This window comes from Parabacteroides sp. AF39-10AC, from assembly GCF_003635405.1.
Taxonomy (GTDB): Bacteria; Bacteroidota; Bacteroidia; order Bacteroidales; family Tannerellaceae; genus Parabacteroides; species Parabacteroides distasonis.
In genome coordinates this window covers 187,740-213,627 of record NZ_QTLP01000002.1, presented here as the reverse complement: position 1 = coordinate 213,627, position 25,888 = coordinate 187,740, and the positions used below count along the sequence as shown (strand labels likewise).

The following is a 25,888-nucleotide window of genomic DNA, read 5'->3' as shown; positions in this document are numbered from 1 at the left end:
TTGACCATGATGAAGAACTTATATAGGGGAGAAGTGTTCTATTTGATCGCTTCCCCGCTGGATCATGTGGAGGCTTACCGCTATTTTGAGGATGGGGAACTGGCTGTTGTTGATGGAAAGATTGTAGAGGCGGGGCCGTTCGAGGCGATGCGTTCCCGTTACCCGGATTTCCCGGTGACAGACTATTCCGGTAAATTGATTACACCCGGCTTTATTGATTCCCATATCCATTTCTCCCAGTCGGAGATACAGGGAATGTATGGCAAGCAACTTCTGGATTGGCTGGACGAATATACGTTTCCCGCCGAGGAAGCTTTCTCTTCCATGGAATATGCACAAGATATCGCTCGCTTTTTCGTGAAGGAACTGGTGAAGAACGGAACTACGACTTGTGCCGCTTATGCCACGGTTCATCCTGCTTCCGTAACCGCATTATTTTCCGTGGCTACGGAGTATAATATGTGTATCTTGGCTGGAAAGGTGATGATGAACCGGAACGCTCCGGATTATCTGATGGATACCACGCATCAGGGTGAGTTGGACTGCCGTAGCTTAATCGAGGATTGGGACGGGAAAGGACGGAATCACTATGTGATCACGCCCCGTTTCGCCATAACCAGTACGCCGGATCAATTAAAGTCTGCCGGTCGTTTACATGCCGAATATCCCAGTACCTATATACAGACACATCTTTCGGAGAATCTGGGAGAGATTGAATCTGTCTTATCGCTCTGTCCCGGTCATGCGGATTATCTGGAGGTCTATGAGCGTGCCGGATTGTTGACCGATCGTTCGATATTCGGGCATTGTGTCCATCTAACCGATCGGGAATATAAGCGGTTGGGAGAAACGGGAGGCATTATCGCCCATTGCCCGACCTCGAACCTTTTCCTTGGAAGCGGATTATTCGATATGAGGGAAGCGAACCGTTACGGCGTACGTACTACCTTGGCGACAGATGTCGGTGCGGGTACATCTTTCTCTATGTGGCGTACGATGGGAGAGGCTTATAAGGTACAACAGTTGAACGGTTATCCGATGACAGCTTTGGAGGCTATCTATAAATGTACGCTAGGCTCTGCACGGGCCTTATCGTTGGACGACCGAATCGGAAGTTTCCTCCCTGGCCGTGAAGCGGATTTCATAGTCGTGGATTATGCCGCTACCTCTGTCCAGAAATTGCGTATGGAGTATCTTCGTTCGAGAGATAAATGGACGATCGAGAATAAGCTGTTTGGCCTGCAAACCCTCGGCGATGACCGGAATACGGTATGTACTTATATAATGGGCAAGCAAGTATACGGCTCAGATTCGTGCGATCATCAAGAAACAAGTATGTAATACGACCGTTACGACGATCCATAGGCGCTCGGCAGTAGTCGGGCGCAATCCCGGGAAATAATATTCTATAGCCCCGTGCTTGCAAGCGGAGAGGCAATCTCCGCAATAGGTACAGGTATAGCCGATCTTTCCCTTCTCGATCTCTTCTTTATGTAGGGCATCATAACGGCAAGCGTTTGTGCAAGCCATGCAATGGCAACAATCCGTGGTCAGTCGTACCCGGAAAGGAGAGAGGTATTTGAGGAAAGACACTAAAGTCCCGATCGGACAATAACTACTGCAATGCACCATCTTCCGTCTCTTTCTGGAAAACAATAGCATGACAAGTAGGCCGATAACTCCGACCGCTATTCCAAAAGCGGTGGCTATCCTGCCGCTCGCTCCGAATATTCGGAGTAGGATGGCCCCCAACATAACCAGAAATAATATGCTGTATCGCATTTGCTTGTGATAGGGGAACCTTTTTCGTTCCAATTTTCCCCGGGCACTCCATGCGTCGAATGCCCCGAAGTAACAAAGCTGGCTACACCAAGCGGGACCGGATAGTAATAAGGTGCTGATAAAAAGTATGGGCATGAATAATCCCTCGAAGCGATAAAGCGGTCCGGCCAAGATTACCGCAGGGATCGGTAAATGCAGTTTCCCGGTCATAAGGAAAATAGGATCGGCAAAAATCCCTAGAGCAAGTTGCCCGAAAAAAACGATCGAGAATAACAACCACGCTCGTTTTCTCCATTTGGGACGTTCTTGCCGATCTTGCATCTTATAGCAGAGCCAACCACCGTATAGCATGGCAAGTATCACTTGTATCCATCCTCCATACGGAAATAACCTTTCGCCTATCAACAGTGGATTTTTAGGCATGACTTGAACGATCGAGAGAAGTCCCCCGACTAATAATACGGTACTGATAACAATACGTCTCGTTTTCATGCTCAATTATTTTATGCGTAAAAGTATGCCTTTTACGCGAATAATTATAGCACGGGCATTGTATTTCTGATACTAGTTACACCGATTAAACGATCATACCGTGCTCCCATTGGACAATAGTAGACGTAAATGCTATATTCGTTCTCCGTCTGGAAGAAATTACCCTCGATAGGGCCGGTCTGTCCTACGGTCTGTCCGTTAGGGACAAAGAGGTACTGATAGTTGTAACTGCCTTGTTTCAGTAAGACGGATTTCTCGTATTGATGCGTCTCCGGATTATAGCCCATCTTACTTTTCTCGTCCAATACATTATTATATAATTCACCGTTCAAATACACGTTTCCATCGGGAATTAAGTCCATGGCGAGGGTAAAGTGAACGATGTAATAGTCCGCTTCCGTATCCGGGTCGTTACAATTACTGCAACGGATGAAAAAACGGCCGTCTTGGTCTTGATCGTATTGATACGATAATTGGTCACGCCGATAGTCCGTCATCAACTCTACATGGTAATATGGATTATGGAACGAGATACTTTCTACGTGCATGCCATTGTATTTGTTGCTCAAAAATTCCATACGGCGATATTCGTTTCCTGCGGGAAAGATCAAGTTCTGATTGTTCGTATAAGAGATCTGGTTTTCTAAAATAGTCATAGGCTGAAGACCTGTTACGGCATTATCCCTGCGGTTATTCTGATAAACCCAGATTTTCAAGTCGGTCTGAGGATAGGTGATGGGGAAATTCTTGTTATTGATCGCAAAGCTGACTTGTTGGTGTGACTGATTGGTATCGATATCCGTATTTCCGCTCACCGTAGCGGCGACACTAACCATCGGCTCGAAAATAGAAAAGCAAGCGGTAAATACGATCTGGGAGGGATCATCCTCGTTATATACTTGCAAGGCATAATTCCCCGAGACCTTCGGTTGAACGTCATCGTTTGGGAAAAGTAATCGGTAGTTGGTGTATTGCACCGTAGTACCCATCGCATTGGCGAAATCCTCGATCGTGCTCCCTTGGAAACCATTCATATACTCAATCGGGGAAAGATTCGATTGCGTCCAATCGGCGTTGCAATGAACCAGATTATAGGCGTATCGCCCGAAGCCCGGATTAAAAGCATCGAAATTAACTTCGATACGGTTTTCACCGCCCAGTTCAATGAATGGATCGGAGAACATCTCGCCGGCAACCTTCACTTGGAGGGTCTTTATTTGCTTATCGCTAACGTTGGTGAAGTAAGTCACTTGAGCGTTCAACGGTACTAAAACCGTGATAAGCAGCAGAAATAGGATTTTAAAAACTTTCATTTTCTTATTACTTTCTTTAACGACGCAAAATTATGGAATTATTTCTCTATTTATTTGCCTTTCCCTGCTCTAAAGCATGAAAAAATGTTTACTTTTGCAGGAAAATTACATATAAACAATTTTAGTTGTATCATGGCAAATGTGATTAAGATTAAAAAGGGTTTAGACATTAATCTGAAGGGCAAAGCTTCGGATGTACTGTTAAACGGCGGCAAGAGCGAGTCTTACGCGATCGTCCCCGATTATTATAACGGTATTCTCCCCAAAGTTGTTGCGAAAGTAGGAGAAAAAGTCAAAGCCGGTTCTGTACTGATGATTGACAAGAACCGCCCCGAGATCAAGTTTGTTTCGCCGGTCAGTGGCGAGGTAACTGCCGTAAACCGAGGAGAGAAGCGTAAGGTGCTAAGCATCGTTGTGAAGCCGGATGCGCAGATCGAGTATGAGGAGTTCGGTAAGAAGAACGTAGCATCCCTACAGGGAGCAGAGGTGAAAGAGGTACTTCTGAACGCTGGTATGTGGCCGTTTATCAAGCAACGCCCATACGATATCGTTGCCGCTCCATTGGATACTCCGCGTGATATCTTCGTTTCGGCTTTTTACTCCGCTCCTTTGGCTCCAAACTTCGATTTTATCGTAAAAGGTCAGGAGGCTGATTTCCAGACTGGATTAAACGCCCTAGCTAAATTAACGAATGGAAAAGTGTATGTGGGTGTAAGAAGTGGTTCTGTCGTGAGCGGAATGAAAGGTGTGGAGATCGTGGAAGTAGAAGGTCCGCATCCCGCAGCGAACGTTGGCGTGCAGATCAATCATATCAAGCCCGTTAACAAGGGTGAGGTAGTTTGGACGGTTAATCCGGCAGACGTGATCGTTATCGGACGCTTGTTTAACAAGGGTGTCGCCGATTTCAGCCGTATGGTTGCTATTACCGGTTCCGAGACTACCGAGAGAGGCTACGTTAAAACGATTTCAGGTTGTACGATTAAGAGCTTGGTTAACGGTAAAGTGTTAGGACAGGAACATATCCGTATTATCAGCGGTAATGTTTTGACAGGTACCAAGGTGAATATGGATGGTTACCTAGGCGCTTATGATAACCAGATCACCGTGATTCCGGAAGGTGATGAGACGCATGAGTTCTTAGGTTTCGCTATGCCTCGTTTCAACCAGTTCAGCGCTAGCCATAGTTACTTTAGCTGGTTAGGTACTAGCAAGGAATATGTGATCGACGCCCGTATCAAAGGTGGTAAACGTGCCATGATCATGTCTAATGAATACGATAAGGTGTTTCCGATGGACATCTATCCGGAGTATTTGTTGAAAGCGATCATTGCGTTCGATATCGACAAGATGGAGAACTTAGGTATCTATGAGGTGGCTCCCGAGGACTTCGCTCTTTGCGAGTTCGTGGACACTTCCAAGATCGAGTTGCAAAAGATCGTTCGCGACGGATTGAACCTGTTGTATAAGGAAATGAATTAATAACATAAAAAACTTATAATACATTGAAAGCGTTAAGGAATTATCTCGACAAGATTAAGCCTAACTTTGAGGAAGGCGGAAAGCTGGCGATGTTCCGTTCTGTTTTTGACGGTTTCGAAACATTCTTATTTGTTCCGAACGAGACCTCTAAAACGGGCGTACATATTCATGACTGTATTGATTCAAAGCGTGCCATGACCGTGGTTATCATCGCTTTGTTGCCTGCTTTGCTTTTTGGTATGTATAATGTCGGTTATCAGCACAATTTAGCTGTGGGGGCTGAGCCGGGATTTTTGATGACTTTTATTTTTGGATTTTTGGCGGTATTGCCTAAGATCATTGTTTCGTATGTGGTAGGTTTGGGTATAGAGTTCGCTGTCGCCCAAGTGAAGAAGGAAGAGATTCAAGAAGGATTCTTGGTTTCCGGTATCTTGATTCCGATGATCGTTCCGGTCGATACTCCGTTATGGATGATCGCTGTAGCTACTGCTTTCGCTGTTATTTTCGCGAAAGAGGTATTTGGTGGTACGGGATATAATATATTTAATGTAGCATTGGTTACACGTGCGTTCTTATTCTTCGCTTACCCGGCAGCAATGTCTGGTGATCAAGTGTTCGTTCGTACGGCTGATACGTTTGGTATCGGGGCTGGCCAAGTAGTTGACGGTTTTTCCGGAGCTACTCCGCTAGGACAAGTCGCTATCGCTGGTAAGGAGATGATCGGTTCTTTCCAAGCTGTTGACGTATTAGGCAACCCGATCTCTACTTGGGACGCGTTTATTGGTTTGATCCCGGGCTCTATCGGTGAGACTTCCGTATTGGCTATTTTGATCGGTGCGGTTATCTTGTTGGTTACGGGTATCGCAAGTTGGAAGACAATGGTTTCCGTGTTCGTGGGTGGTGCTTTCATGTCATTGATCTTTAATATGATCGGTACTACGGTCGCTATGTGCGTATCTCCGCTGGATCACTTGTTCTTAGGTGGTTTCGCTTTTGGTGCCGTGTTCATGGCTACAGACCCTGTGACTTCCGCTCGTACGGAGACAGGTAAATATATCTATGGTTTCCTTGTAGGTGCTATGGCCATTATTATTCGTGCGTTGAACCCGGGTTATCCAGAGGGTATGATGCTCGCTATCCTGTTGATGAACGTGTTCGCTCCCCTGATCGACTATTATGTTGTGGAAGCTAATATCTCTCGCAGATTGAAACGTGTAATAAAATAAAGTAAGAAGGAATATGGCTAAATATAAATGTAAGGTATGTGGCTATGTCCACGAGGGAAATAAGGCTCCTGACACTTGCCCGGTATGTTCCGCTCCTGCTTCCGAATTTGAGGAAATCAAGGAGGAGGGCGCCGCTAAGAAAGGCATAAACCGGGATAGCAATGTTTATACGGTTGTTTATGCGGCTGTGATGGTTGTGCTAGTGGCTGTCGTATTGGCGTTTACTTCACAATCATTGAGAAGTTTTCAGAAACAGAACGAGGATAACGATAAGAGACAACAAATTCTGCGTTCTATTAACGTAAATGTTTCTTCTTCTGAGGCTGAGACCAAGTACAACGAGTTGATCAAGGAAGCTTTCTTGGTAAACGAGAATGGTGAGAAGGTTGAAGGCGACGCTTTCGCTACGGATGTAGTTAAGGCTGCCGCTGAGCATCAATATCCGGTTTTCGTCGCGAATGTAGATGGTCAACCGAAATATATCATGGCTTTGCATGGAGCAGGTCTTTGGGGTCCGTTATGGGGTTATATCTCTGTAGATAGTGATAAGAATACTATTTATGGTGCTGACTTCAGCCACCAAGGTGAAACTCCGGGTCTGGGAGCTGAGATCTCTAAACCGGCGTTCAGCAATGAGTTCAAAGGTAAGAAGATCTTCATGAGTGGAGAATTCAAGTCTGTCGCTGTTGTTAAGCCGGGTAAGAGCGTAGCGGGACAGGATTATGTAGACGGTATCTCAGGTGGTACAATTACCAGTAAAGGTGTGGATGAAATGTTATTCAACAGCTTGAGCGGTTATGTTAAATTTTTGACCTCACAAAATTAAGTAGAAGATGGGATTATTATCTGAAAAGAATAAAGAAGTTCTGTTAGGCCCGTTGAGCGCTAACAACCCGGTTGTCGTTCAGATGTTGGGTATTTGCTCTGCGTTGGCTGTAACATCAAAACTTGAGCCGGCCATCGTGATGGGTATCTCGGTGACGGCTGTCGTAGCTTTCGCTAACGTGATCATTTCATTGATGCGTAATACGATTCCGAACCGTATCCGTATTATCGTGCAATTGGTGGTAGTTGCCGCTTTGGTGACAATCGTTAGTGAGGTGTTGAAAGCTTTTGCTTATGACGTAAACAAACAGCTTTCCGTATTTGTCGGTTTGATCATTACGAACTGTATCTTGATGGGACGTCTGGAAGCGTTCGCCTTGGGTAACGGCCCATGGGAATCGTTCTTGGATGGCATTGGTAACGGTCTGGGATATGCGATTATTCTTATTATCGTAGGTTTCTTCCGTGAATTGCTGGGATCTGGTACCTTATTGGGTTTCCAAGTGATTCCGCAGGCATTCTATGATCTGGGTTACGTGAACAATGGTTTGATGATCTTGCCTCCGATGGCGTTGATCGTGATCGCTGTTATTATTTGGGTTCATCGTGCTAAGAACAAGGAACTTCAAGAAAATTAATGTTAACGATTAAACGAATAATAGAATGGAACAATTATTAAGCACATTCGTCCGCTCGATCTTCGTTGACAACATGATCTTCGCATACTATTTGGGTATGTGCTCTTTCGTGGCTGTCTCAAAGAACGTGAAGACCGCTTTAGGATTAGGTATAGCAGTGACATTCGTACTTTTCTGTACGTTGCCGATTAACTATATGCTTGAGAATTATGTATTGAAAGAAGGTGCGTTAAGTTGGTTAGGCCCGGAATATGCGGAGGTGAACCTTAGCTTCTTGGCGTTTATTATCTTTATCGCCGTTATCGCTTCTTTCGTGCAGTTGGTCGAGATGGTAGTCGAGAAATTCTCTCCGTCTTTGTATGCTTCCCTTGGTATCTTTTTGCCGCTGATCGCTGTAAACTGCGCTATCTTGGGTGGTTCTCTGTTTATGCAACAAAAAGCGTTCCCTAATGTAGGTGTCGCCACTGTTTATGGTTTAGGATCTGGTATCGGTTGGTTGCTGGCTATCGTAGGTATGGCGGCTATCCGTGAGAAATTGTCATATTCAAATGTCCCCAATGCTTTGAAAGGTTTGGGTATTACTTTCATCATCACGGGTTTGATGGGTATGGCATTCATGTGTTTCTCTGGTCTGAAGATTTAAGTATTAACGCATTAAACAAAATATAAAGATGACTTTATTAATGTCGGGCGGACTTACGATTGGTGTCAGCGCAATAGTATTCTTATTGATCACGCTGATCTTGGTCGGTTTGCTTTTGTTCGCCAAAGCAAAATTGGTGCCTTCAGGGAATGTAAGCTTGAAGGTTAACGGAGAGAAAGATATAGAGACCCCGATTGGTGGAACTTTGCTAGGTGCGCTACAGAGCGGTGGCATCTTCTTGTCTTCCGCTTGTGGTGGTGGTGGTAAATGCGGTCAGTGCCGTGCTCAAGTTATTGATGGCGGTGGCGAGATCCTACCTACTGAGAAAGGTTTCTTCTCTCGTAAACAAGTGAAAGATCATTGGCGTTTGGCTTGTCAATGCAAGGTGAAAGAGGATATGGTCGTTCAGGTACCAGACGAGGTATTTGGCGTTAAGGAATGGGAATGCGAGGTTATCAGTAATAAGAACGTCGCTACATTTATCAAGGAGTTTATCGTTGCGTTGCCTAAAGGTGAGCACATGGACTTTATTCCGGGTTCTTACGCTCAGATCAAGATCCCTACATACTCAATGGATTATAACAAGGATATCGATAAGAGCTTGATCGGCCCCGAGTATCTGCCGGCTTGGGAGAAATTCGGTTTATTCGGTTTGAAGTGTAAGAACGACTCACCGTCTATCCGTGCCTATTCTATGGCTAACTATCCTGCTGAGGGTGACCGTATCATGTTGACCGTGCGTATCGCTACGCCGCCGTTCAAACCGAAACCACAAGTTGGTTTCATGGATGTGATGCCGGGTATCGCTTCTTCTTATATCTTTACGTTGAAACCGGGTGATAAGGTGACTATGAGTGGTCCTTATGGTGATTTCCACCCAATTTTCGATTCTAAGAGAGAGATGATGTGGATTGGTGGTGGTGCTGGTATGGCTCCGTTGCGTGCCCAAATCATGCACATGACGAAGACGTTGAAGACTACGGATCGTAAGATGTCTTACTTCTATGGCGCACGTGCCTTGAACGAAGTGTTCTATTTGGAAGATTTCTTGGAAATAGAGAAAGAATTCCCAAACTTTACGTTCCACTTGGCGCTTGACCGTCCTGATCCTGCCGCTGATGCTGCGGGTGTTAAATATACGGCTGGATTCGTTCATCAAGTAATCCATGATACTTACTTGAAGGATCACGAGGCTCCGGAAGATATCGAATACTACATGTGTGGTCCGGGCCCGATGTCAAAGGCCGTGGAAAATATGCTGGATAACTTGGGTGTACCTCGTGAGATGTTGCACTTCGATGATTTCGGTGGATAAAATAGGATTTCTATATCTACAGATAGAAGGCGGGGGTTAAGATCCTCGCCTTTTTTATTTTGGCCCTGAAACTCCTCTTTACGAAGATATACTTCAAATGCTATAGGATATATACTGCATGTGTCATAGGATATATACTTCATTAACGAAATAAGTCGTACTTCTATGTCGGCACATTAAAAATGTAATTATTTTGAAATAATATGCAGCGTTTATCGTTTTATAAGCATCTAAGCTTATATAGTCATAAAAACAAGTTAGACATGAAGCCATTGATTTTATCTTTTTTTGCGGTTTTATTAGGATACTCATTCTTTTTCGATAAAGATGATGAAATAAAATTGCGTAATGTTGACCAGATATCGTTGGAATCAAATTCTACGATGCCTGAGAGGGGTGATTCTGTCACTTTGTATGCGAAAAGGCTCCCTAATACTCCGGAATATATTTTACGAATCGCAAAACCGGAGGATTATCTCTTTACGAAGTAAAATTTTCGTGTTAAAATATTTGTTTATTTGACGAATATTGCTATGTTTGTGCCCATGTAACTTTTAATGCGTGGGATATGGATTTGAAATCTACTCAATATATAGAAAAAACAGGAAGTGTCGCAAAGGCATTCCTGTTTCTTTTTCTTCTCTTTCTATCAAGCATATATAATCTGTTTAAGTTTGCCAGCCTTGAAAATGAGGAGGTAGAAGTATCAGATATGGTGCTACCTTCTAAGACTTCCGGTGATGTCGAGTATATAGAACAAGATGACTTATCTGCAAACTGTAAATTCCTAATCGATAGAACTACTCACTGGTTGGGCTGAGTAAGCCCTTATCTGATCCGTGCGAGTGCATAGAAGGATAAGGGGGACTTATTTTAGATAATTAAACGATTTTCTCCAATAGATTGTATTCCGGTATATCTTCGAGGAAAGCATACGTCTGTTTCTCATAGTCAATTTTGCAACAAAAATGACGGATGCCGTTGCTTACGGTTAAGTATTTTACGTGTAAGACCATGTTATAACGTACGATTTGATCGAATACAGCGCTTGTTATCTCGATATGTGGAGCTTTATATTCAATAATCATTAGAGGTGCTAGAAACCGATTGTATGCAACGGTATCGCATCGTTTGGATGTTCCGTTTAGTTTTACCGCTACTTCATTCGCTAAAAGTTCTTGAGGATAGTTTTTTTCCGTGACCAAATAGTTCACGAAATGTTGTCGTACCCATTCCTCTGGCGTTAATGCGACAAATTTTCGGCGTACAGGATCCCAAATAGAAGGCTTTCCTGCTTTCTCCGTAACTTTGACTGAGAATTTTGGTAGATTTAATGGGAGCATTTGCTATATTTGCTATTTATATTCTAAACTAAAATGCACCTCAAAGGTAGTTATTTATGAGAACAAAACAAGAAATCGTAGAAAATTGGCTGCCTCGTTATACCGAGCGAAAGCTAGAAGACTTCACTAAGCACATATTACTCACTAACTTTACTAAATATGTCGAGATATTTGCGGATCATTTTAATGTCCCGATTTTGGGATTGAAAAGTTCGATGCCCAATGCCTCGGCAGAAGGGATTACCATTATCAATTTTGGGATGGGAAGTGCGAACGCTGCTACAATCATGGATTTATTGTCAGCAGTCATGCCCAAAGCGGTGCTTTTCCTCGGTAAATGTGGAGGATTAAAAAGAGCGAATGTATTAGGGGATTATGTATTGCCAATAGCGGCGATCCGAGGTGAGGGAACGTCGAATGAGTATTTACCACCTGAGGTACCTTCATTGCCCGCTTTTTCAATGCTTCGTGCCATTTCTTCCGCCATACGTGATCATGGAAAAGATTATTGGACAGGTACGATTTACACGACAAATCGTAGGGTTTGGGAATACGATAATGATTTCAAGGAATATCTTCGTAGTACGCATGCCACTGGTATCGATATGGAAACCGCGACCTTGCTTACTGCCGGTTTCGCTAACCAAATACCTACGGGTGCATTGTTGATGATATCGGATAAACCGATGGAAGAAGATGGTGTAAAAACAGAAGCGAGTGACCGGAAGGTAACTCAACAATTTGTAGGAGAACAGGTAATGTTGGGAGTTGAAGCTCTTCAACAGATTTTGGATGGTAAGAAAACTATCCGTCATATCCGTTTTAGTTGGTAATAGCGAAACCTCATAATTTATGGCAAAAAAAGAAATTACTTTCGAGGAGATTTGTAGGGATATAACAGCAAGGAGGTTTCAGCCTGTTTATGTGTTAATGGGCGAAGAGCCTTTCTTCATCGATCAAATAACAGATTTATTATTAAAAAGCGTATTAGAGGAATCTGAGAGAGATTTCAATCAGATTATTCTGTACGGCGCAGATACAGATGCTATTTCTATTATCAATGCGGCACGTCGTTTTCCGATGATGTCCGAATATCAATTGATAGTTGTTCGAGAGGCTCAATTAGTGAGAGATATAGAGTTGCTGAGCAGTTATGTGAAGAATCCTTTGTCATCAACTATTTTGGTCATAAATTACAAATATAAGACTTTAGATCGCCGTCGTGCGTTAGCGGCCGCAACCGATAAAAACGGTATTTTATATGAGTCAAAAAAGATCCCGGATTATAAAATGCCGAGTTTTATCACCTCTTTGATGCAACAGCGTTCTATCGGTATCGATCCAAAAGCCGCTCAAATGCTCTCAGATTTCCTTGGAAACGATTTAAACCGTCTCAATAAGGAATTAGATAAGCTGGCAATTATCTTGGCTGAAAAGGCCTCAAAACGCATCACACCGGAATTGATCGAGCAAAATATAGGGATTAGTAAAGAATACAATAACTTTGAGCTGATAAAGGCACTTGCCATGAAGGATATATTAAAGGCTAACCGGATCGCTCAGTATTTTGAGAAAAACCCTAAAAGTAATCCGATACAGATGACACTTCCTGTATTATTTAACTATTTCTCAAACTTGCTGATTTGTTATTATTCAAAGGATCGATCGGAATCAGGATTGATGACCGCACTTGGTTTACGGGGAACTTATCAAGTAAAGGACTATCTTTTGGGGATGAAAAATTATCCAGCGATGAAAGTTTTTAATTTGATCAGCGATATCCGAACGACTGACGCAAGATCTAAGGGAGTGGAAAACTCTTCAGCGACAGATGCAGATTTACTAAAAGAATTACTTTACAAAATTTTACATTAAACAGAAATCATAGACTTAGTGCAGGCAAAAGGGCCTTTTTTCCTAGAATGATGAAAAAGTCAAACTGGAAAAAGAGGCCTTTTTGTTTATTTATCAATTAATTACGCATATTTTATCTCTCTGAGATTTTAAAATTTATTCAATCACGTACCTTCTTCCTCAAAAATTCCAAGAAATCCATACTTAAAGCTATAATCGGTATAGCCATAGATTGCCTTCATTATCCGTTAAAGGAAAAATAGACAAGTTGGCAGTAAAATAAATAGAGTAAAATTATATTGTATACAAATATAACCGAGAAATGAATGTTTACAATCATATATACAATAAAAGTATTTGAGTAGATTACAAATGTTGGTGGTTTTTGTAATCATTATATAGATGTTACAAATGTACCATGTTTACATTACTAATATAAATCATGGATTACTATATATTTCTTTATCCACGTAAGATTTGCTATAAATTATAAATAACCAGTTTTTTATATAGAAATATTGATTGTTTACATTAACTAAACATGTTTTTCTGTCTACAAACGTATAAAAACCCCCTAACTATACATCATATGTATTATTATATTTACATATAGATCAGATATATATGCTATTTTTCTAAAGTTTTTCTAAATACTCTATACCTCCTTCTTGAACACGGTTTACAGTTCTACCCATCACATATGTATCGGCGTGATACATATGTATCAATTTAGTTTTATAAAAATAAATTGCACAAATGGAAATATTGATTTATCTTTGTATCCAGTTTACTTTGTGGATATTTATCTTAGTAAACAGTCATAATGGCAGTATTCTAGTAAGAATTTAAGATATATATGAATATGAGAGATCGTATTTTAAAAATAATGGAACGTGAAGGACTTACCCCTTCTAAATTTGCCGAATCGATCGGTATACAGCGTTCGGCAATGTCACATATTATATCTGGGAGAAATAATCCGAGTTTGGATGTTCTGCTAAAAATACTGGAACGGTTCACTTATGTTGATTCTGACTGGCTATTGTTTGGCAAAGGCGAAATGGTCCGAGAACATGTGTTAACTGAACCTAATTTGTTTACAAATATGCTTGAAAATCGTCCCAATGTACAAGTTGTTGCCGAAAATCGCAAGGAAATTGGGGTTGAGATACCTGTAAACATCCAAAAACAACCTGTTGTAGAGCAAGTTATATGCCAAGAAAAGCCTTCTAAAAATGTTAGTAAAATAATGATATTTTACTCCGACAATACGTTTGATACTTTCGTCCCTGAAAAAAACAAGAAAGACTAAGGTAAACTGTTCGGTATATACGTTATATTCATGTATCTTTGCGGATAAATTGAGTAATCGTGTATATGAAGAAGTACATCTTAGACATGAAGGTAACTGAAAACTGTTACCTTCATAAAAATTATTGCCTGCTAAAGTTAACCTCGGATGGGAATCTTCCAGAGATGCTTCCCGGACAATTTGTAGAGGTTCATGTAGAAAACTCTCCTACAACATTCTTACGTCGTCCGATTTCTGTCAACTATGTAGATAAGTCTAAAAATGAGTTGTGGTTATTGATTCAACTTGTTGGTGATGGCACGAGAAAAATGGCAGAATTCCGTCCCGGTGATATTGTAAACATAATGCTACCACTGGGTAATAGTTTTACAATTCCTTCCAAGGAACAGGAGAACAAAAGACTTTTGCTGATTGGTGGTGGTGTTGGAACCGCTCCGATGTTATATCTAGGAGCTTGTTTAAAAGAAGCCGGTTTTGAGCCTACTTTTCTACTTGGGGCTCGTTCTAAGGATGATGTATTGCAATTAGATGAATTCCAGAGATTTGGTAAGGTTTATATCACAACCGAAGATGGTTCGCTAGGCGAGAAAGGGTATGTGACTAACCATACGATCCTTAAAGAGGTTCGATTTGACCAGATTTATACTTGTGGTCCTAAACCAATGATGGTGGCGGTAGCGAAATACGCAGGTGCGGAAGCTATTTCTTGCGAGGTTTCTCTTGAGAACACGATGGCTTGTGGCATAGGTGCTTGTTTGTGCTGCGTAGAGAAAAACAAGGAAGATCATAATGTGTGTGTATGTACAGAAGGTCCCGTATTTAATATTGAGAAATTGTCATGGCTGAATTAAATGTAAACATTGGGAATTTACCGTTGAAAAATCCGGTAATGACAGCATCCGGCACGTTCGGATATGGTATAGAATATGCTGATTTCATGGATATTTCACGTTTGGGGGGTATTTTCGTGAAAGGTACCACTATCCAACCTCGTGAAGGTAATGATTATCCAAGAATGGCGGAGACTCCTTCCGGAATGTTGAATGCCGTGGGGCTTCAGAATAAGGGCGCCGATTATTTCGCTGAGCATATTTATCCGGAGATCAAGGACATCGATACGAATATGATCGTAAACGTGAGTGGATCTTCGATTGAAACGTATGTCGAGTGTGCGGAAAAGATCGCAGAGTTAGATAGGATTCCCGCTATCGAACTGAACATTTCTTGTCCGAACGTAAAGCAAGGTGGTATGGCTTTCGGCGTTACTACGTGTGGTGCGGGGGAGGTTGTAAAGGCTGTTCGTAGGGTTTATCCAAAGACACTTATTGTAAAACTTTCTCCTAATGTAACTGATATTACAGAGATCGCTAAAGCTGTTGAAGCGGAGGGTGCGGATTCTGTTTCGTTAATTAATACGATGCTTGGAATGGCCATCGACGCAGAGAAACGTAAACCTATATTATCTACAATAACTGGAGGTCTTTCCGGGCCTTGCGTAAAACCTGTAGCTCTACGTATGGTATGGCAAACGTATCATGCGGTAAAGATTCCAATTATAGGTTTGGGAGGTATTTCAAATTGGAAAGATGCCGTGGAGTTCATGTTAGCTGGGGCTAGTGCTATCCAGATCGGAACTTATAACTTTGTAGATCCAACTGTTTCTATCAAGGTTATTGATGGATTGAATGACTATTGTGACCGACATGGTTTTAAATCAGTAAAAGAGTTGATCGGAGCATTGGATATTCAGAGATAATCTAAGTTCATTTATAGACTTTATTTCCATTTTTTCAATAATAAAAAAGGATGTGTTCGCTTACGCAAAAAGAACACATCCTTTCTTTTTATTATGAAAGATTATTCGATCTCTAATACGGCCGGACAATGATCAGAATGTACGGCATCATTTAATATATAAGCGGCTTTAACTTTCGGCTTCATATTGTCGCTAACCATACAATAATCAATACGCCATCCTTTATTTTTAGATCTGGAATTGAAGCGATAACTCCACCATGTATATTCTTGCTTATCCGGGTTCAAGAAGCGAAATGTATCCGTAAAACCTGCGGATAAGAAGCGAGTCATCCATTCCCGTTCTTCCGGAAGGAAACCACTGTTCTTTGCGTTCCTGATCGGATCATGAATATCTATCGGCTCGTGGCAAATGTTGTAATCGCCACAGAGAATTAAGTTCGGACGGGATTTCTGTAACTCAACGACATATTTCTGGAAATCTTCCAACCATATCATCTTAAAATCCTGCCGTTCATCCCTACTAGTCCCGGAAGGATGATAGACACTTACGATCGATACATCCCCGAAATCAGCACGGAGGAAACGTCCCTCATTATCATACTTCTCGATCCCATTCCATACTCGATATGATCCGGTTCCTGTTTCGTAAGAATGGCCACGCCACTATATCCCTTCTTTTGGGCACTAAACAAATAAGACTTATATCCTAAAGCCTCGAATGTTTCCGACGGAAACTGGTCTGGTTGTAACTTTGTCTCTTGGATACATAACACGTCTGGCTGTTCTTGAGCCAACCATTCGGGCAAGCCTTTGCCTACGGCAGCCCTTAATCCATTTGTATTGTACGTTATTATTTTCAATTCGCTTTGATTTTAAATAGTATGTATACATATTTGACCTTAAAGGTATGAATTTTAGAAATAAAAACAAAATAATATGTATATTTGCGATAAACCATGTTTTATCGTGTGAGTTGTTTTGTCCGCATGATAAAAGATAAAATCAAATGAGTATGGAATTAGTGTTGAACACATTCGGGACATCACTCAGTCGTGATAACGAAGGCTTTGTTATCCTTTCGAAAGATGGGAAACAGCGGATTCCGGCAATCGGTATCACTTCGATCCAGATCAGTTGCGGCGCACAGATAACGAGCGATGCCGTACTGCTTGCCATAGAGAGGGAGATCGAAGTCTTGTTCATGGACCGGAGCGGACATCCGATAGGACGGATTTGGAGTCCGAAGTATGGATCCGTATCAACGATCCGGAAAGGGCAATTGAGCTTTACCTTTACTAAAGATGCCGTCTCATGGATCAAGGAGATTATCTCAAGGAAGATAGAGAACCAGCAAGCCTTATTGTTGCTTATGACTCCCCGATCGGCCGAGATGGAGAAGAAAGTGCGTAAATCCATTGATCGCTTGGAGGATTATCGGGCAAAGATAAGGAGTGTCGAGGGAGAGATCGTGACCGATGTGGCCCCTTCTTTGCGGGGCTGGGAAGGACTTTCCTCGAGGATCTATTTTGAGACCTTGAATTTGTTCCTGCCAGAGGAGTACCATTTCGTGGGTAGAAGCCAACATACTGCGACAGATATAGCCAATGCTTTGCTGAACTATGGTTACGGGCTGCTATACGGAAAGATCGAGGGAGCTTTGATCAAGGCAGGCATTGATCCTTATATCGGGGTGATGCACAGAGATGACTACAATCGTCCAGTCTTGGTCTACGATGTAATAGAGCTGTATCGGATATGGGTGGATTATGTTGTTTGCCTCTTGTTGATGCAGCGAGTGGTAACCGATGAGTATTACTCGGTAAGGGAAGACGGCTCCTATTGGCTAGAAGCATTGGGACGCCGTGTGCTGATCCAGTCCTTGAATGACTACTTGGACGAGGTAGTAGTAGTCAAGGGTGTTTCGAGAAGCCGATTGAATCAAATAACGCTTTATGCGCAAGAGCTTGCGCAACAATGGAAAAAATATAATTGATCATGATTTCCGCTGGTATAAACATTATTGCGAACGCGGATCAGCTGCACAAGGTGCCCGTTAAATCCGTGTATGATTCGTTGCGTAATCCTCGTCCGAACATCGTCTCGGCAATCCGGCAATTGCGGATTGTCAGGGAGATCGACGAGAAACAATACGGTGCGTTGAAACGTCAACTCCCTTACTTGGTATGTGGGATGTTCAATCCCCCTTATCGCAAGACGGAGAACTTCGCCTATGCGGAGTATTTCATGATCGACATCGATCATTTGTCCGGTAAGGGGCTGTCTGTACAAGAGACTCGCAGGCGGATAGAGGAAGACTCTAGAGTGGTCTTGGCCTTTGTTTCTCCGGGTGAGGACGGGTTGAAGGTCTTGTTCAAGCTGAGCGAACGTTGCTTTGATAGTGGGGTGTATTCCCTGTTCTATAAATCATTCTTGATGAGCTTTAGCGAGCAGTACGCCTTGCAACAGGTGGCCGATAAGCGGACGAGCGACGTGACGAGGGCTTGCTTCATCAGCATGGATCCGGATGCCTACTATAATCCGGATGCAGATTTGGTAAATATGAGAGCGTTCTTGGACGTAGATAGCCCTAGCGCATTGTTTGAGTTGAAGAGAAAGCAGGAACAAATGCTCAAGGAGAATGCCGCTTCTTCTCCTAAGCGGGATGAAGGGATCGGTTCTTCGGATCCGGACAAGGAGGCGATGGATCGGATCAAGCAATTGCTCAATCCGAAAGCTCCTAATAAGGAGAAAGCACCAATCTTCGTGCCGAAAGAACTGGATGAGATCATGTTGAAGCTGAAACCATACGTGGAAGAGACCGGGGTGGTTATCTCGGAAGTGATCAACATTCAGTATGGAAAGAAGATTCGTTTCGTGATGGGACTGAAACAGGCCGAGGTAAATCTGTTTTTCGGGAAAAAAGGTTTTTCGGTCGTTCGTTCTCCCCGTTCTGGAACAAATGCGGAGCTGAATGAATTGATGACGGATTTGGTTCGCAACTTTATTAGCAACTATTGAGATCTATGGCTAGAAAGAAAGAAGGAAAGCCTCCGCTTTCATTTGCGGAGGTAATGCGCAAATTGGTTCATGCGGGAATTTCCGGCTCATCAGTTCCCAATCGACAGCCAAATGAGCTGGAGGAGATATCCACGTTGGATGAGCGGATAGCAATGGTATTAGGAATCGTAAACCGGGCTGACAGGCCCTCTTCGAATATGTTGTTTTTTGTGATGTATGACATAGAGAGTAATAAGGTCCGCTATCAAGTGGCCAAATACTTGCTGCGCAAAAGCTGTATACGGATACAGCGTTCTATCTTCTTGGCGGATTTGGGAGTGGAGGAATATGATCATATCCGTAGTGATTTGGCGGAAGTCCAAGCGGCTTACGAGAACAAGGATAGCATCTTGATCGTCCCCATCTCTCCGGATTATCTTCGCTCGATGAAGATAATCGGCCAAAAGATAGCGTTGGATATCATCATGCGCAATAAGAATACGTTGTTCTTTTGAATCTTTAGTTCTAGGGCAACTGCAACAAAATTATGTTTACAGCATATATGGAGTAGCGATTTATCCGTTGCTTATCGCCTCTTCAAGTGAACAACTTACGGCTTGCCAAAGGAATAACTTACGGTTTGTCAAGTGAACAACTTGCGAGTTCCTCTAGCCACTAACTTATGGCTTGGAAAGCTATTTACAGATGGCTTCAAACTATCATTTTGATCGCTTTGATGGTTCTTTATATCGTTGTTTATTATGCGGTTAGATAAAAAATGGAGGATTTGTGAATTGTTTTCTTGAATGCACGTGACTCGCCCTCCGGCAAGGGATTCCGGTTCTTTTTGACGGTCGGCAAGTAACTTAACTTCATCGACCAAGTATCTTAGTTGTGTTGGCAAAGTATCTTAAGATACTTGGTCGATGAAGTTAAGTTACTTTGCCAACTAGGGAATTTTGGTGCGGTTGCCCTAATTTAGCTCAAATCGCTCTTTAACTTATTGAAAAAATCACTACCTTCGCAGTCTCTTAAAAACAGGTTAATATTTGTGAATTAAAGAGTGGAAGTATATGAATTTCTAAGGTATAGATTTGGAATATATAGGTTTAAGAATTTTGCCGTCAGAGAGGTAGTTCCATTAGAATAAGGATTAAGACTAGCGCGACGGGAACGCATAGGTGTGCTACCATAACGTCAGAGAGGTAGTTCCATTAGAATAAGGATTAAGACTCAACTGATTAAACTGTCGCCTCGTCATCTGATAGTCAGAGAGGTAGTTCCATTAGAATAAGGATTAAGACAACGTCTTTAGTCTTGATAACCAAATCCATGACATGTCAGAGAGGTAGTTCCATTAGAATAAGGATTAAGACCCAGCTGATTGAGCACCAGCAAATGCATCTGCTCGTCAGAGAGGTAGTTCCATTAGAATAAGGATTAAGACTTCTAGACTCATGATCGTACACTTCATAGTCGTCTCGTCAGAGAGGTAGTTCCATTAGAATAAGGATTAAGACGCTTCATCTCTTTAAGTTTCTTGAATTTGTATACGCGTCAGAGAGGTAGTTCCATTAGAATAAGGATTAAGACTGTTTGGTTCCTGTTCACGTGGAGAGGAGACGAAGGGTCAGAGAGGTAGTTCCATTAGAATAAGGATTAAGACTTACGAACAAAGTCAGGAAAGCCTGTTACTTCAAGTCAGAGAGGTAGTTCCATTAGAATAAGGATTAAGACTTATCCTTGATAGACAAATCCATAGCATTTTACGGTGTCAGAGAGGTAGTTCCATTAGAATAAGGATTAAGACACCGCACCTGTTAGCGTTTTCTCACTTGCTTTCTTGTCAGAGAGGTAGTTCCATTAGAATAAGGATTAAGACTGTAATAAACGCTTTCATATCAATTTTGTTTAAATTAAGTCAGAGAGGTAGTTCCATTAGAATAAGGATTAAGACCCAACTAGGATAACCTTACGTCCTAGCGCATCTGTTAGTCAGAGAGGTAGTTCCATTAGAATAAGGATTAAGACCTTTTCCGTAACATACGAAATCTCTTTACTTAATATCGTCAGAGAGGTAGTTCCATTAGAATAAGGATTAAGACACCTCTTTACCGCTTTTAAATAGCTGACACCACGCGTCAGAGAGGTAGTTCCATTAGAATAAGGATTAAGACTTTCCGGATTTAAATAGTTGACACCACGCTTTAACCGGTCAGAGAGGTAGTTCCATTAGAATAAGGATTAAGACTCCATAGAAAGTGGCGTATCTTTGTGAAAAAGTTTGTCAGAGAGGTAGTTCCATTAGAATAAGGATTAAGACCTTGCAGGTGTACCATCAGGTAATGTACGTATTACGGTCAGAGAGATAGTTCCATTAGAATAAGGATTAAGACTCAGACAATTTTAACTCTGCTTTTATTTTTATTTTCGTCAGAGAGGTAGTTCCATTAGAATAAGGATTAAGACTTATCCGTTGCCGCTGGTTCTATTGTTATTTTGATATGTCAGAGAGGTAATTCCATTATAACAAGGATTATAACAAATTCACCAAAATCTCGACTTTCCCAAAGAATTGACAATTTGACAATTTGTTATCCAAACCCTTTGAGAATCGAATATTTCGGGGTAAAGTACATCTCGCTTCCAAATTCGCAAGAAAAAAATAGCAATGTACTGTTTATTAACTAGATGTTGAAAAAGCAGTCTTTCATTTGAGCGAAAATAATTCACCTTAATTCCTATCACGGCAGTTGTTTGGACGTTTTTTAGGATCACGGCTGGGTTGTAACAAGGTTAGAATGCCTATTCAAGACTGCTGATAACCCTATTCTTGGCTACTTTCGATGCCCAACGACAGTACTGGCGTGTCCCGAAACGACTACCGGAACACGCTCAAACCACTACTTGTGCACATGAGCCATGCTATTTCTACCCAAAAACGAGCCTTTCGTCTCTCTATTCTCCCTTATTTTATCAATTTGCCACAAAACACTTGTCACAAAACACATCTTTTGGAGAACAAAATGACAATAAATGTTGTAGGATTCGTTTCTTATCCCTATTTTTGGTGTTAAACCAAATAGAAATCATGAGAAAGATTAGAATACTTTGTGTCCGATTCCATAACGAGCTTCAGAACAACGAGATCGAGATGTTTCGCGGAGCCGTATTGAGCAAATTGCCGGAAGCCTCGGTCTTGTTCCATAATCATATGAACGATAACTTTCGCTATTCTTATCCATTGATCCAATACAAACGCCTCTTTGGCAAAGCGGCCCTTGTCTGTTTGGAAGAGGGAACGGAGGCTATCGGGGAACTATTCTCGGCCGGTGATTTTTGTTTTCGGATAGGCGATCGGGCGGTAAGGATGGAGATTGAGTCAATCCACCCCCAACAGGTAGTGATCCAACCATGGGAGTCTTCTTTCACCTATCGCTTGCATCGCTGGTTACCTTTCAATGAGGATAATTACCGGATCTATCAGCGATTGGAAGGACTTGCCGAACGTTATGACTTTTTGGAGAAGAAGTTGATCGGCAATATCCTCTCGTTCGCCAAGGGGTTGGGTATCTATTTTGATACTCGGTTGACGTGTAAGATATTGGAAGTGGAGAATCCCTATTGGATCACCTACAAAGGGGTACGGATGATGGCGTTCAACGTTCGTTTCAAAACCAATGTCTCCCTACCTGACAACATCGGCTTAGGCAAGGGGGTGAGCTTGGGAAATGGGACAATATACGGTTAAACTCCTCTTTCCGAGCGAGAATTTTGAACCTTCATTTTATTATCCTTATTTTTGAGAAATAAATATCCTTAATCTGATCGAAGACATGGAAAATATAAGAGAACGGATCTATTTGGCGGCATTGTTGCACGATATCGGAAAATTCTATCAACGTGCGGATCAAGGTAGCGTCCGGACAAGTAAACATTTGAAAGAACATTGTAAGGACGAAAGCTCATTTTGTCCTGTGCATGCTGGGAAATATACCCATAAGCACGTGTTATGGACCGCACAATTTATCGAAGATTTCGTACCCGTGTTCAAGAACCTGTTGCATGATGAGAAAGAAGCATTGTTCTCTTCACGGGATAGTCTGCAAGGATTAGCTGCGGGGCATCATTTGGCGATGGAGCAATTATCGGAATGGGGACGTATCATCAAAGAGGCAGATTGCCTTTCTTCCGGTATGGACAGAAGTTCGACCGAAGCGTTGAGAGATGCGATGGACGAGACAGAGACCACATGGGATGCTTTCAAGCGAAAACGTATGATCTCGGTGCTAGAGACGATCAATCCCAAACAAGTGCGAACATATGTGGAAAAGAAGGATTGGTCGCATCTTCCCGTTCATAAGATGGAATTATCGAAGACTTGTTTCCCCGGTTCGAATTTTGAGACATCTCCGGATTATGAGACTTTGTGGAAAGATTTCAAGGGAGAATTCAAGTTTATCCAATCCAATACATATCGTGCCTTTTCCGAGACTCTTTTGAGCTTATTACTGAAATATACGAGTTGCATCCCGGCCAGCACGATCCATTTTCCGGATGTTTCTTTATATGATCACTTGAAGACAACTGCGGCACTGGCTGTTTGCCTTTATGATTACCAAGCAGAAGGTGGAGAAGGCAAAAATCCTTTCCTTTTGATCGGAGCGGATTTCAGTGGTATCCAATCCTATATTTATCAAATCGTATCTAAATATGCAGGTAAGAACCTAAAAGGACGATCGTTCTACTTGCGTATCTTATCGGATGCGGTCGTGCGCTACTTGTTGAAGGAGCTGTGTCTGTTTCAAGCGAACGTGATTTATAATTCCGGTGGAGGTTTTTATTTGTTGGCTCCCAACACGGAATTCGTAAGGAGGCAATTGCGGAAAGCCATCCAAACGATCGAGAAGCGTTTTTTCGAGACGCATGGTACGACCCTGTTTGTGGCGATCGACAGCATCGAGTTGTCGAAAGAGGCTTTGATGCACAAAGGGAACGAGAGTCTGGGACAGGTCTGGGGAAAACTGTTCGTGAAACGAGATCGGAAGAAGTCTACCAAGTTCGCCTCTTTAATCGAAACAGAATATGCCTCTTTCTTCGAACCCCTCATGCAAGGAGGGGATACCCGGCGGGATAGTATCACCGGAGAAGAGTTTTTACCGGGTGAACCGATAATCGAAAAAGAAGACTTGAGCTTGAAGACGATTACGAATGGACAGATCGAAATAGGTCGTAAACTGAGAGAGACGAACTTGATAGTCGTGAAAGAGGGAGAACCTTTGCCTTATTGGAAAAACGAGATGCAGATATCTCCCGCACAGTTGGGATTCACCTATTATTTCTTGAACAATGCCGACTTAGAGAAGATGAAAGATCAATTGCGAGCCTCGGCAGACAAGGTATCGGTAATTACTTTAAACGGGAAAAATGGAAATTGTGACTTCTTGCGTACGATAGATGGTATCAATAACATTTATGGGCTTGAGTTTTACGGAGGGAACGAGACGGATATGCGGAATGTACCTACCTTCGAGGAGATGTGCAAGAATGACAACTTCTCTAGAATGGGAGTGCTGCGGATGGACGTGGATAATCTAGGGAATATTTTCCAAAATGGGATCGCTCCGGAGCGGGCCACGTTATCTCGCTTCGCTGCGTTGAGTCGTTCTTTTGATTTCTTTTTCTCCGGTTATCTGAATACGGTTTGGAGGGAGACGGAGCCGGATCGATCCTTTATCGTTTATAGTGGTGGCGATGACGTGTTTATCGTCGCAAGCTGGGATGTAGCGATCAAGCTGGCGGAAAGGATAAAAGAGGATTTCAAGTTGTTCACTTGCAAGAATCCGGCGTTCTCCTTATCCGGAGGAATTGCGATCATTCCTTCTAAGTTTCCGATCATGAAAGGAGCCGAGGAGAGCGCAGAGGAGGAAAAGCTAGCAAAATCACATATAATATATAATGTACGTGATGAGTGCGGATGCGAGAAAAACGCTATCTCGTTCATGGATATGCCCTTGAATTGGGAGTGGGAGTATATTGCGGTGAAACATCTGAAAGAAAGGTTGTGCGATCTGTTGAAGGCCGACAAATTACCCAAGTCTTTTTTGTCAAAACTTATGAATCATTACGCAAATGCAGGAATCGTCAAGCATATGATAACAAGACCTAAAACCTATTGGATGCTAACGTATGACTTGAGCCGCATGAAAGAGCGTAGTAGCGATGAGAGCGTCAAGAAGCTGATCGTTTGTTGCATCCATGAGGTGTGCGACCGGGATAAAGGGACTTTGGGCGGTGAGCCTTTGCGAACCGATTATCATGCGCTTGAATTGTGGAGTTTCGCGGCACGATGGGCGGAACTGGAATATAGGAAAGATAAAGAATAACTTAAAACATAAAAGCGATGTACGACAATAATTTTAATAGGGGTGGAAATTCCCGCTCACGTATGGGTGGACAAAATGTGGGCAATAGAAGATTTCAAGATCGGGGAAACGAAAAAGAAACCGTAGAACAAGTTTTCGGCCGATTGAATTATGAAAAAGAGTGGATCACTTGCGAAGCCTCCGCTAGCTTGGTAGAATATGCGGAACAAGCGGGTAAGTTCATGGCAGAAAACGAATTGACCAATTCTAAGATCCGTAGTATATATGGAGAGATCAAACGGATTCAAATGGGAACCTTTGAAAATGAGAAATCGTCTTTCTTCTTATTGAAACCCAAGGTGGCTTATGCGCTAGGGCGTGACAATAAGAATGAGGGGCTGAAATTGTTTAAGAAGATCTTTGACAAGGCCGCTTCGGATGTCTCAGATCAAAAAAGCTATCATAATTTCTGTGGGCTCATTGAGGCTATACTTGCTTATCATAAGGCTTATGGGGGAAAAGATTAATAAGTTTGTTTCATTTAGA

The 25,888-nt window shown here is 42.3% G+C and carries 22 protein-coding genes, 1 pseudogene and 1 CRISPR repeat array; of the genes and pseudogenes, 19 read left to right on the top strand and 4 right to left on the bottom strand.

From position 1 onward, the window contains the following. On the top strand, positions 1-1,341 hold the full coding sequence (gene guaD / locus DW033_RS02830; protein WP_083434101.1) for a guanine deaminase: 1,341 nt from the start codon (positions 1-3) through the stop codon (positions 1,339-1,341). Here the strand turns inward: guaD and DW033_RS02825 are convergent. Next, the gene (locus DW033_RS02825) at positions 1,306-2,274 is read right to left on the bottom strand and encodes a 4Fe-4S binding protein (protein WP_048927308.1); all 969 of its coding nucleotides are present in this window, start codon (positions 2,272-2,274) and stop codon (positions 1,306-1,308) included. The genes guaD and DW033_RS02825 overlap by 36 nt on opposite strands. Positions 2,275-2,318: 44 nt before the next feature. Continuing rightward, complete coding sequence (locus DW033_RS02820; protein ID WP_005856883.1) at positions 2,319-3,587, bottom strand: DUF5103 domain-containing protein; 1,269 nt, start codon at positions 3,585-3,587, stop codon at positions 2,319-2,321. Between the two features lie 132 nt (positions 3,588-3,719). On the opposite strand from DW033_RS02820, the gene DW033_RS02815 reads away from it, so the two are divergent. The 7 genes from DW033_RS02815 to DW033_RS02780 all read left to right on the top strand — a co-directional run bounded on the left by DW033_RS02815 (position 3,720) and on the right by DW033_RS02780 (position 10,533). Then, positions 3,720-5,066 carry a Na(+)-translocating NADH-quinone reductase subunit A gene (locus DW033_RS02815; protein ID WP_008772142.1) on the top strand — a complete coding sequence of 449 codons (1,347 nt, stop codon included), beginning with the start codon at positions 3,720-3,722 and terminating at the stop codon, positions 5,064-5,066. Between the two features lie 23 nt (positions 5,067-5,089). After that, positions 5,090-6,292 carry an NADH:ubiquinone reductase (Na(+)-transporting) subunit B gene (locus DW033_RS02810; protein WP_048927307.1) on the top strand — a complete coding sequence of 401 codons (1,203 nt, stop codon included), beginning with the start codon at positions 5,090-5,092 and terminating at the stop codon, positions 6,290-6,292. A 13-nt stretch (positions 6,293-6,305) separates the two neighbouring features. Then, the gene (nqrC, locus tag DW033_RS02805) at positions 6,306-7,118 is read left to right on the top strand and encodes an NADH:ubiquinone reductase (Na(+)-transporting) subunit C (protein ID WP_048927306.1); all 813 of its coding nucleotides are present in this window, start codon (positions 6,306-6,308) and stop codon (positions 7,116-7,118) included. Positions 7,119-7,125: 7 nt separating this feature from the next. Then, positions 7,126-7,755: an NADH:ubiquinone reductase (Na(+)-transporting) subunit D gene (locus DW033_RS02800; RefSeq protein WP_005856891.1), complete on the top strand. Its 630-nt coding sequence runs from the start codon at positions 7,126-7,128 to the stop codon at positions 7,753-7,755. A 25-nt stretch (positions 7,756-7,780) separates the two neighbouring features. Next, complete coding sequence (gene nqrE / locus DW033_RS02795; RefSeq protein WP_005856893.1) at positions 7,781-8,398, top strand: NADH:ubiquinone reductase (Na(+)-transporting) subunit E; 618 nt, start codon at positions 7,781-7,783, stop codon at positions 8,396-8,398. A gap of 40 nt (positions 8,399-8,438) precedes the next feature. After that, a complete protein-coding gene (gene nqrF / locus DW033_RS02790; RefSeq protein ID WP_010182986.1) occupies positions 8,439-9,713 on the top strand; it encodes an NADH:ubiquinone reductase (Na(+)-transporting) subunit F in 1,275 nt (424 codons plus the stop codon). Between the two features lie 568 nt (positions 9,714-10,281). Further along, the gene (locus tag DW033_RS02780) at positions 10,282-10,533 is read left to right on the top strand and encodes a hypothetical protein (protein WP_005862263.1); all 252 of its coding nucleotides are present in this window, start codon (positions 10,282-10,284) and stop codon (positions 10,531-10,533) included. Positions 10,534-10,594: 61 nt separating this feature from the next. Here the strand turns inward: DW033_RS02780 and DW033_RS02775 are convergent, their stop codons facing one another. Then, complete coding sequence (locus DW033_RS02775; protein ID WP_005856901.1) at positions 10,595-11,056, bottom strand: type I restriction enzyme HsdR N-terminal domain-containing protein; 462 nt, start codon at positions 11,054-11,056, stop codon at positions 10,595-10,597. Between the two features lie 56 nt (positions 11,057-11,112). Here DW033_RS02775 and DW033_RS02770 point away from each other — a divergent pair, with 56 nt between their 5' ends. The 5 genes from DW033_RS02770 to DW033_RS02750 all read left to right on the top strand — a co-directional run bounded on the left by DW033_RS02770 (position 11,113) and on the right by DW033_RS02750 (position 15,978). After that, positions 11,113-11,889: an AMP nucleosidase gene (locus DW033_RS02770; RefSeq protein ID WP_005862265.1), complete on the top strand. Its 777-nt coding sequence runs from the start codon at positions 11,113-11,115 to the stop codon at positions 11,887-11,889. 19 nt (positions 11,890-11,908) lie between these two features. Next, entirely contained in the window at positions 11,909-12,931 is a 1,023-nt protein-coding gene (gene holA / locus DW033_RS02765) for a DNA polymerase III subunit delta (protein ID WP_122382421.1), read from the top strand. Between the two features lie 841 nt (positions 12,932-13,772). After that, complete coding sequence (locus tag DW033_RS02760) at positions 13,773-14,222, top strand: helix-turn-helix domain-containing protein (RefSeq protein ID WP_057326311.1); 450 nt, start codon at positions 13,773-13,775, stop codon at positions 14,220-14,222. Between the two features lie 65 nt (positions 14,223-14,287). Further along, positions 14,288-15,073 carry a dihydroorotate dehydrogenase electron transfer subunit gene (locus DW033_RS02755; RefSeq protein WP_122382420.1) on the top strand — a complete coding sequence of 262 codons (786 nt, stop codon included), beginning with the start codon at positions 14,288-14,290 and terminating at the stop codon, positions 15,071-15,073. After that, on the top strand, positions 15,061-15,978 hold the full coding sequence (locus DW033_RS02750) for a dihydroorotate dehydrogenase (RefSeq protein ID WP_121773187.1): 918 nt from the start codon (positions 15,061-15,063) through the stop codon (positions 15,976-15,978). Before DW033_RS02755 ends, DW033_RS02750 begins: the two co-directional genes overlap by 13 nt. 101 nt (positions 15,979-16,079) lie before the next feature. On the opposite strand, the pseudogene DW033_RS02745 reads toward DW033_RS02750, so the two are convergent. After that, a pseudogene (locus tag DW033_RS02745) lies at positions 16,080-16,840 on the bottom strand (exodeoxyribonuclease III). A gap of 152 nt (positions 16,841-16,992) precedes the next feature. Here DW033_RS02745 and cas1 point away from each other — a divergent pair. The 6 genes from cas1 (at position 16,993) to csm2 (ending at position 25,869) form a co-directional block, all read left to right on the top strand. Continuing rightward, positions 16,993-17,973 (top strand): CRISPR-associated endonuclease Cas1, encoded by a 981-nt coding sequence (gene cas1 / locus DW033_RS02740; RefSeq protein WP_122382446.1) that lies wholly within the window; start codon positions 16,993-16,995, stop codon positions 17,971-17,973. 2 nt (positions 17,974-17,975) lie between these two features. Further along, positions 17,976-18,998 (top strand): CRISPR-associated primase-polymerase type B, encoded by a 1,023-nt coding sequence (locus DW033_RS02735; protein WP_122382419.1) that lies wholly within the window; start codon positions 17,976-17,978, stop codon positions 18,996-18,998. 5 nt (positions 18,999-19,003) lie between these two features. Further along, a complete protein-coding gene (cas2, locus tag DW033_RS02730; RefSeq protein ID WP_121735987.1) occupies positions 19,004-19,492 on the top strand; it encodes a CRISPR-associated endonuclease Cas2 in 489 nt (162 codons plus the stop codon). A 608-nt stretch (positions 19,493-20,100) separates the two neighbouring features. After that, positions 20,101-21,520: a CRISPR direct-repeat array (repeat unit 37 nt; unit sequence GTCAGAGAGGTAGTTCCATTAGAATAAGGATTAAGAC). A gap of 548 nt (positions 21,521-22,068) precedes the next feature. Further along, positions 22,069-22,728, top strand: coding sequence for a CRISPR-associated endonuclease Cas6 (locus tag DW033_RS02725; protein WP_122382418.1), 660 nt, complete (start codon positions 22,069-22,071; stop codon positions 22,726-22,728). A gap of 85 nt (positions 22,729-22,813) precedes the next feature. Next, positions 22,814-25,363: a type III-A CRISPR-associated protein Cas10/Csm1 gene (gene cas10 / locus DW033_RS02720; RefSeq protein ID WP_122382417.1), complete on the top strand. Its 2,550-nt coding sequence runs from the start codon at positions 22,814-22,816 to the stop codon at positions 25,361-25,363. Positions 25,364-25,380: 17 nt separating this feature from the next. Then, positions 25,381-25,869, top strand: coding sequence for a type III-A CRISPR-associated protein Csm2 (gene csm2, locus DW033_RS02715; RefSeq protein ID WP_122382416.1), 489 nt, complete (start codon positions 25,381-25,383; stop codon positions 25,867-25,869). The last annotated feature ends 19 nt before the right edge of the window (positions 25,870-25,888 follow it).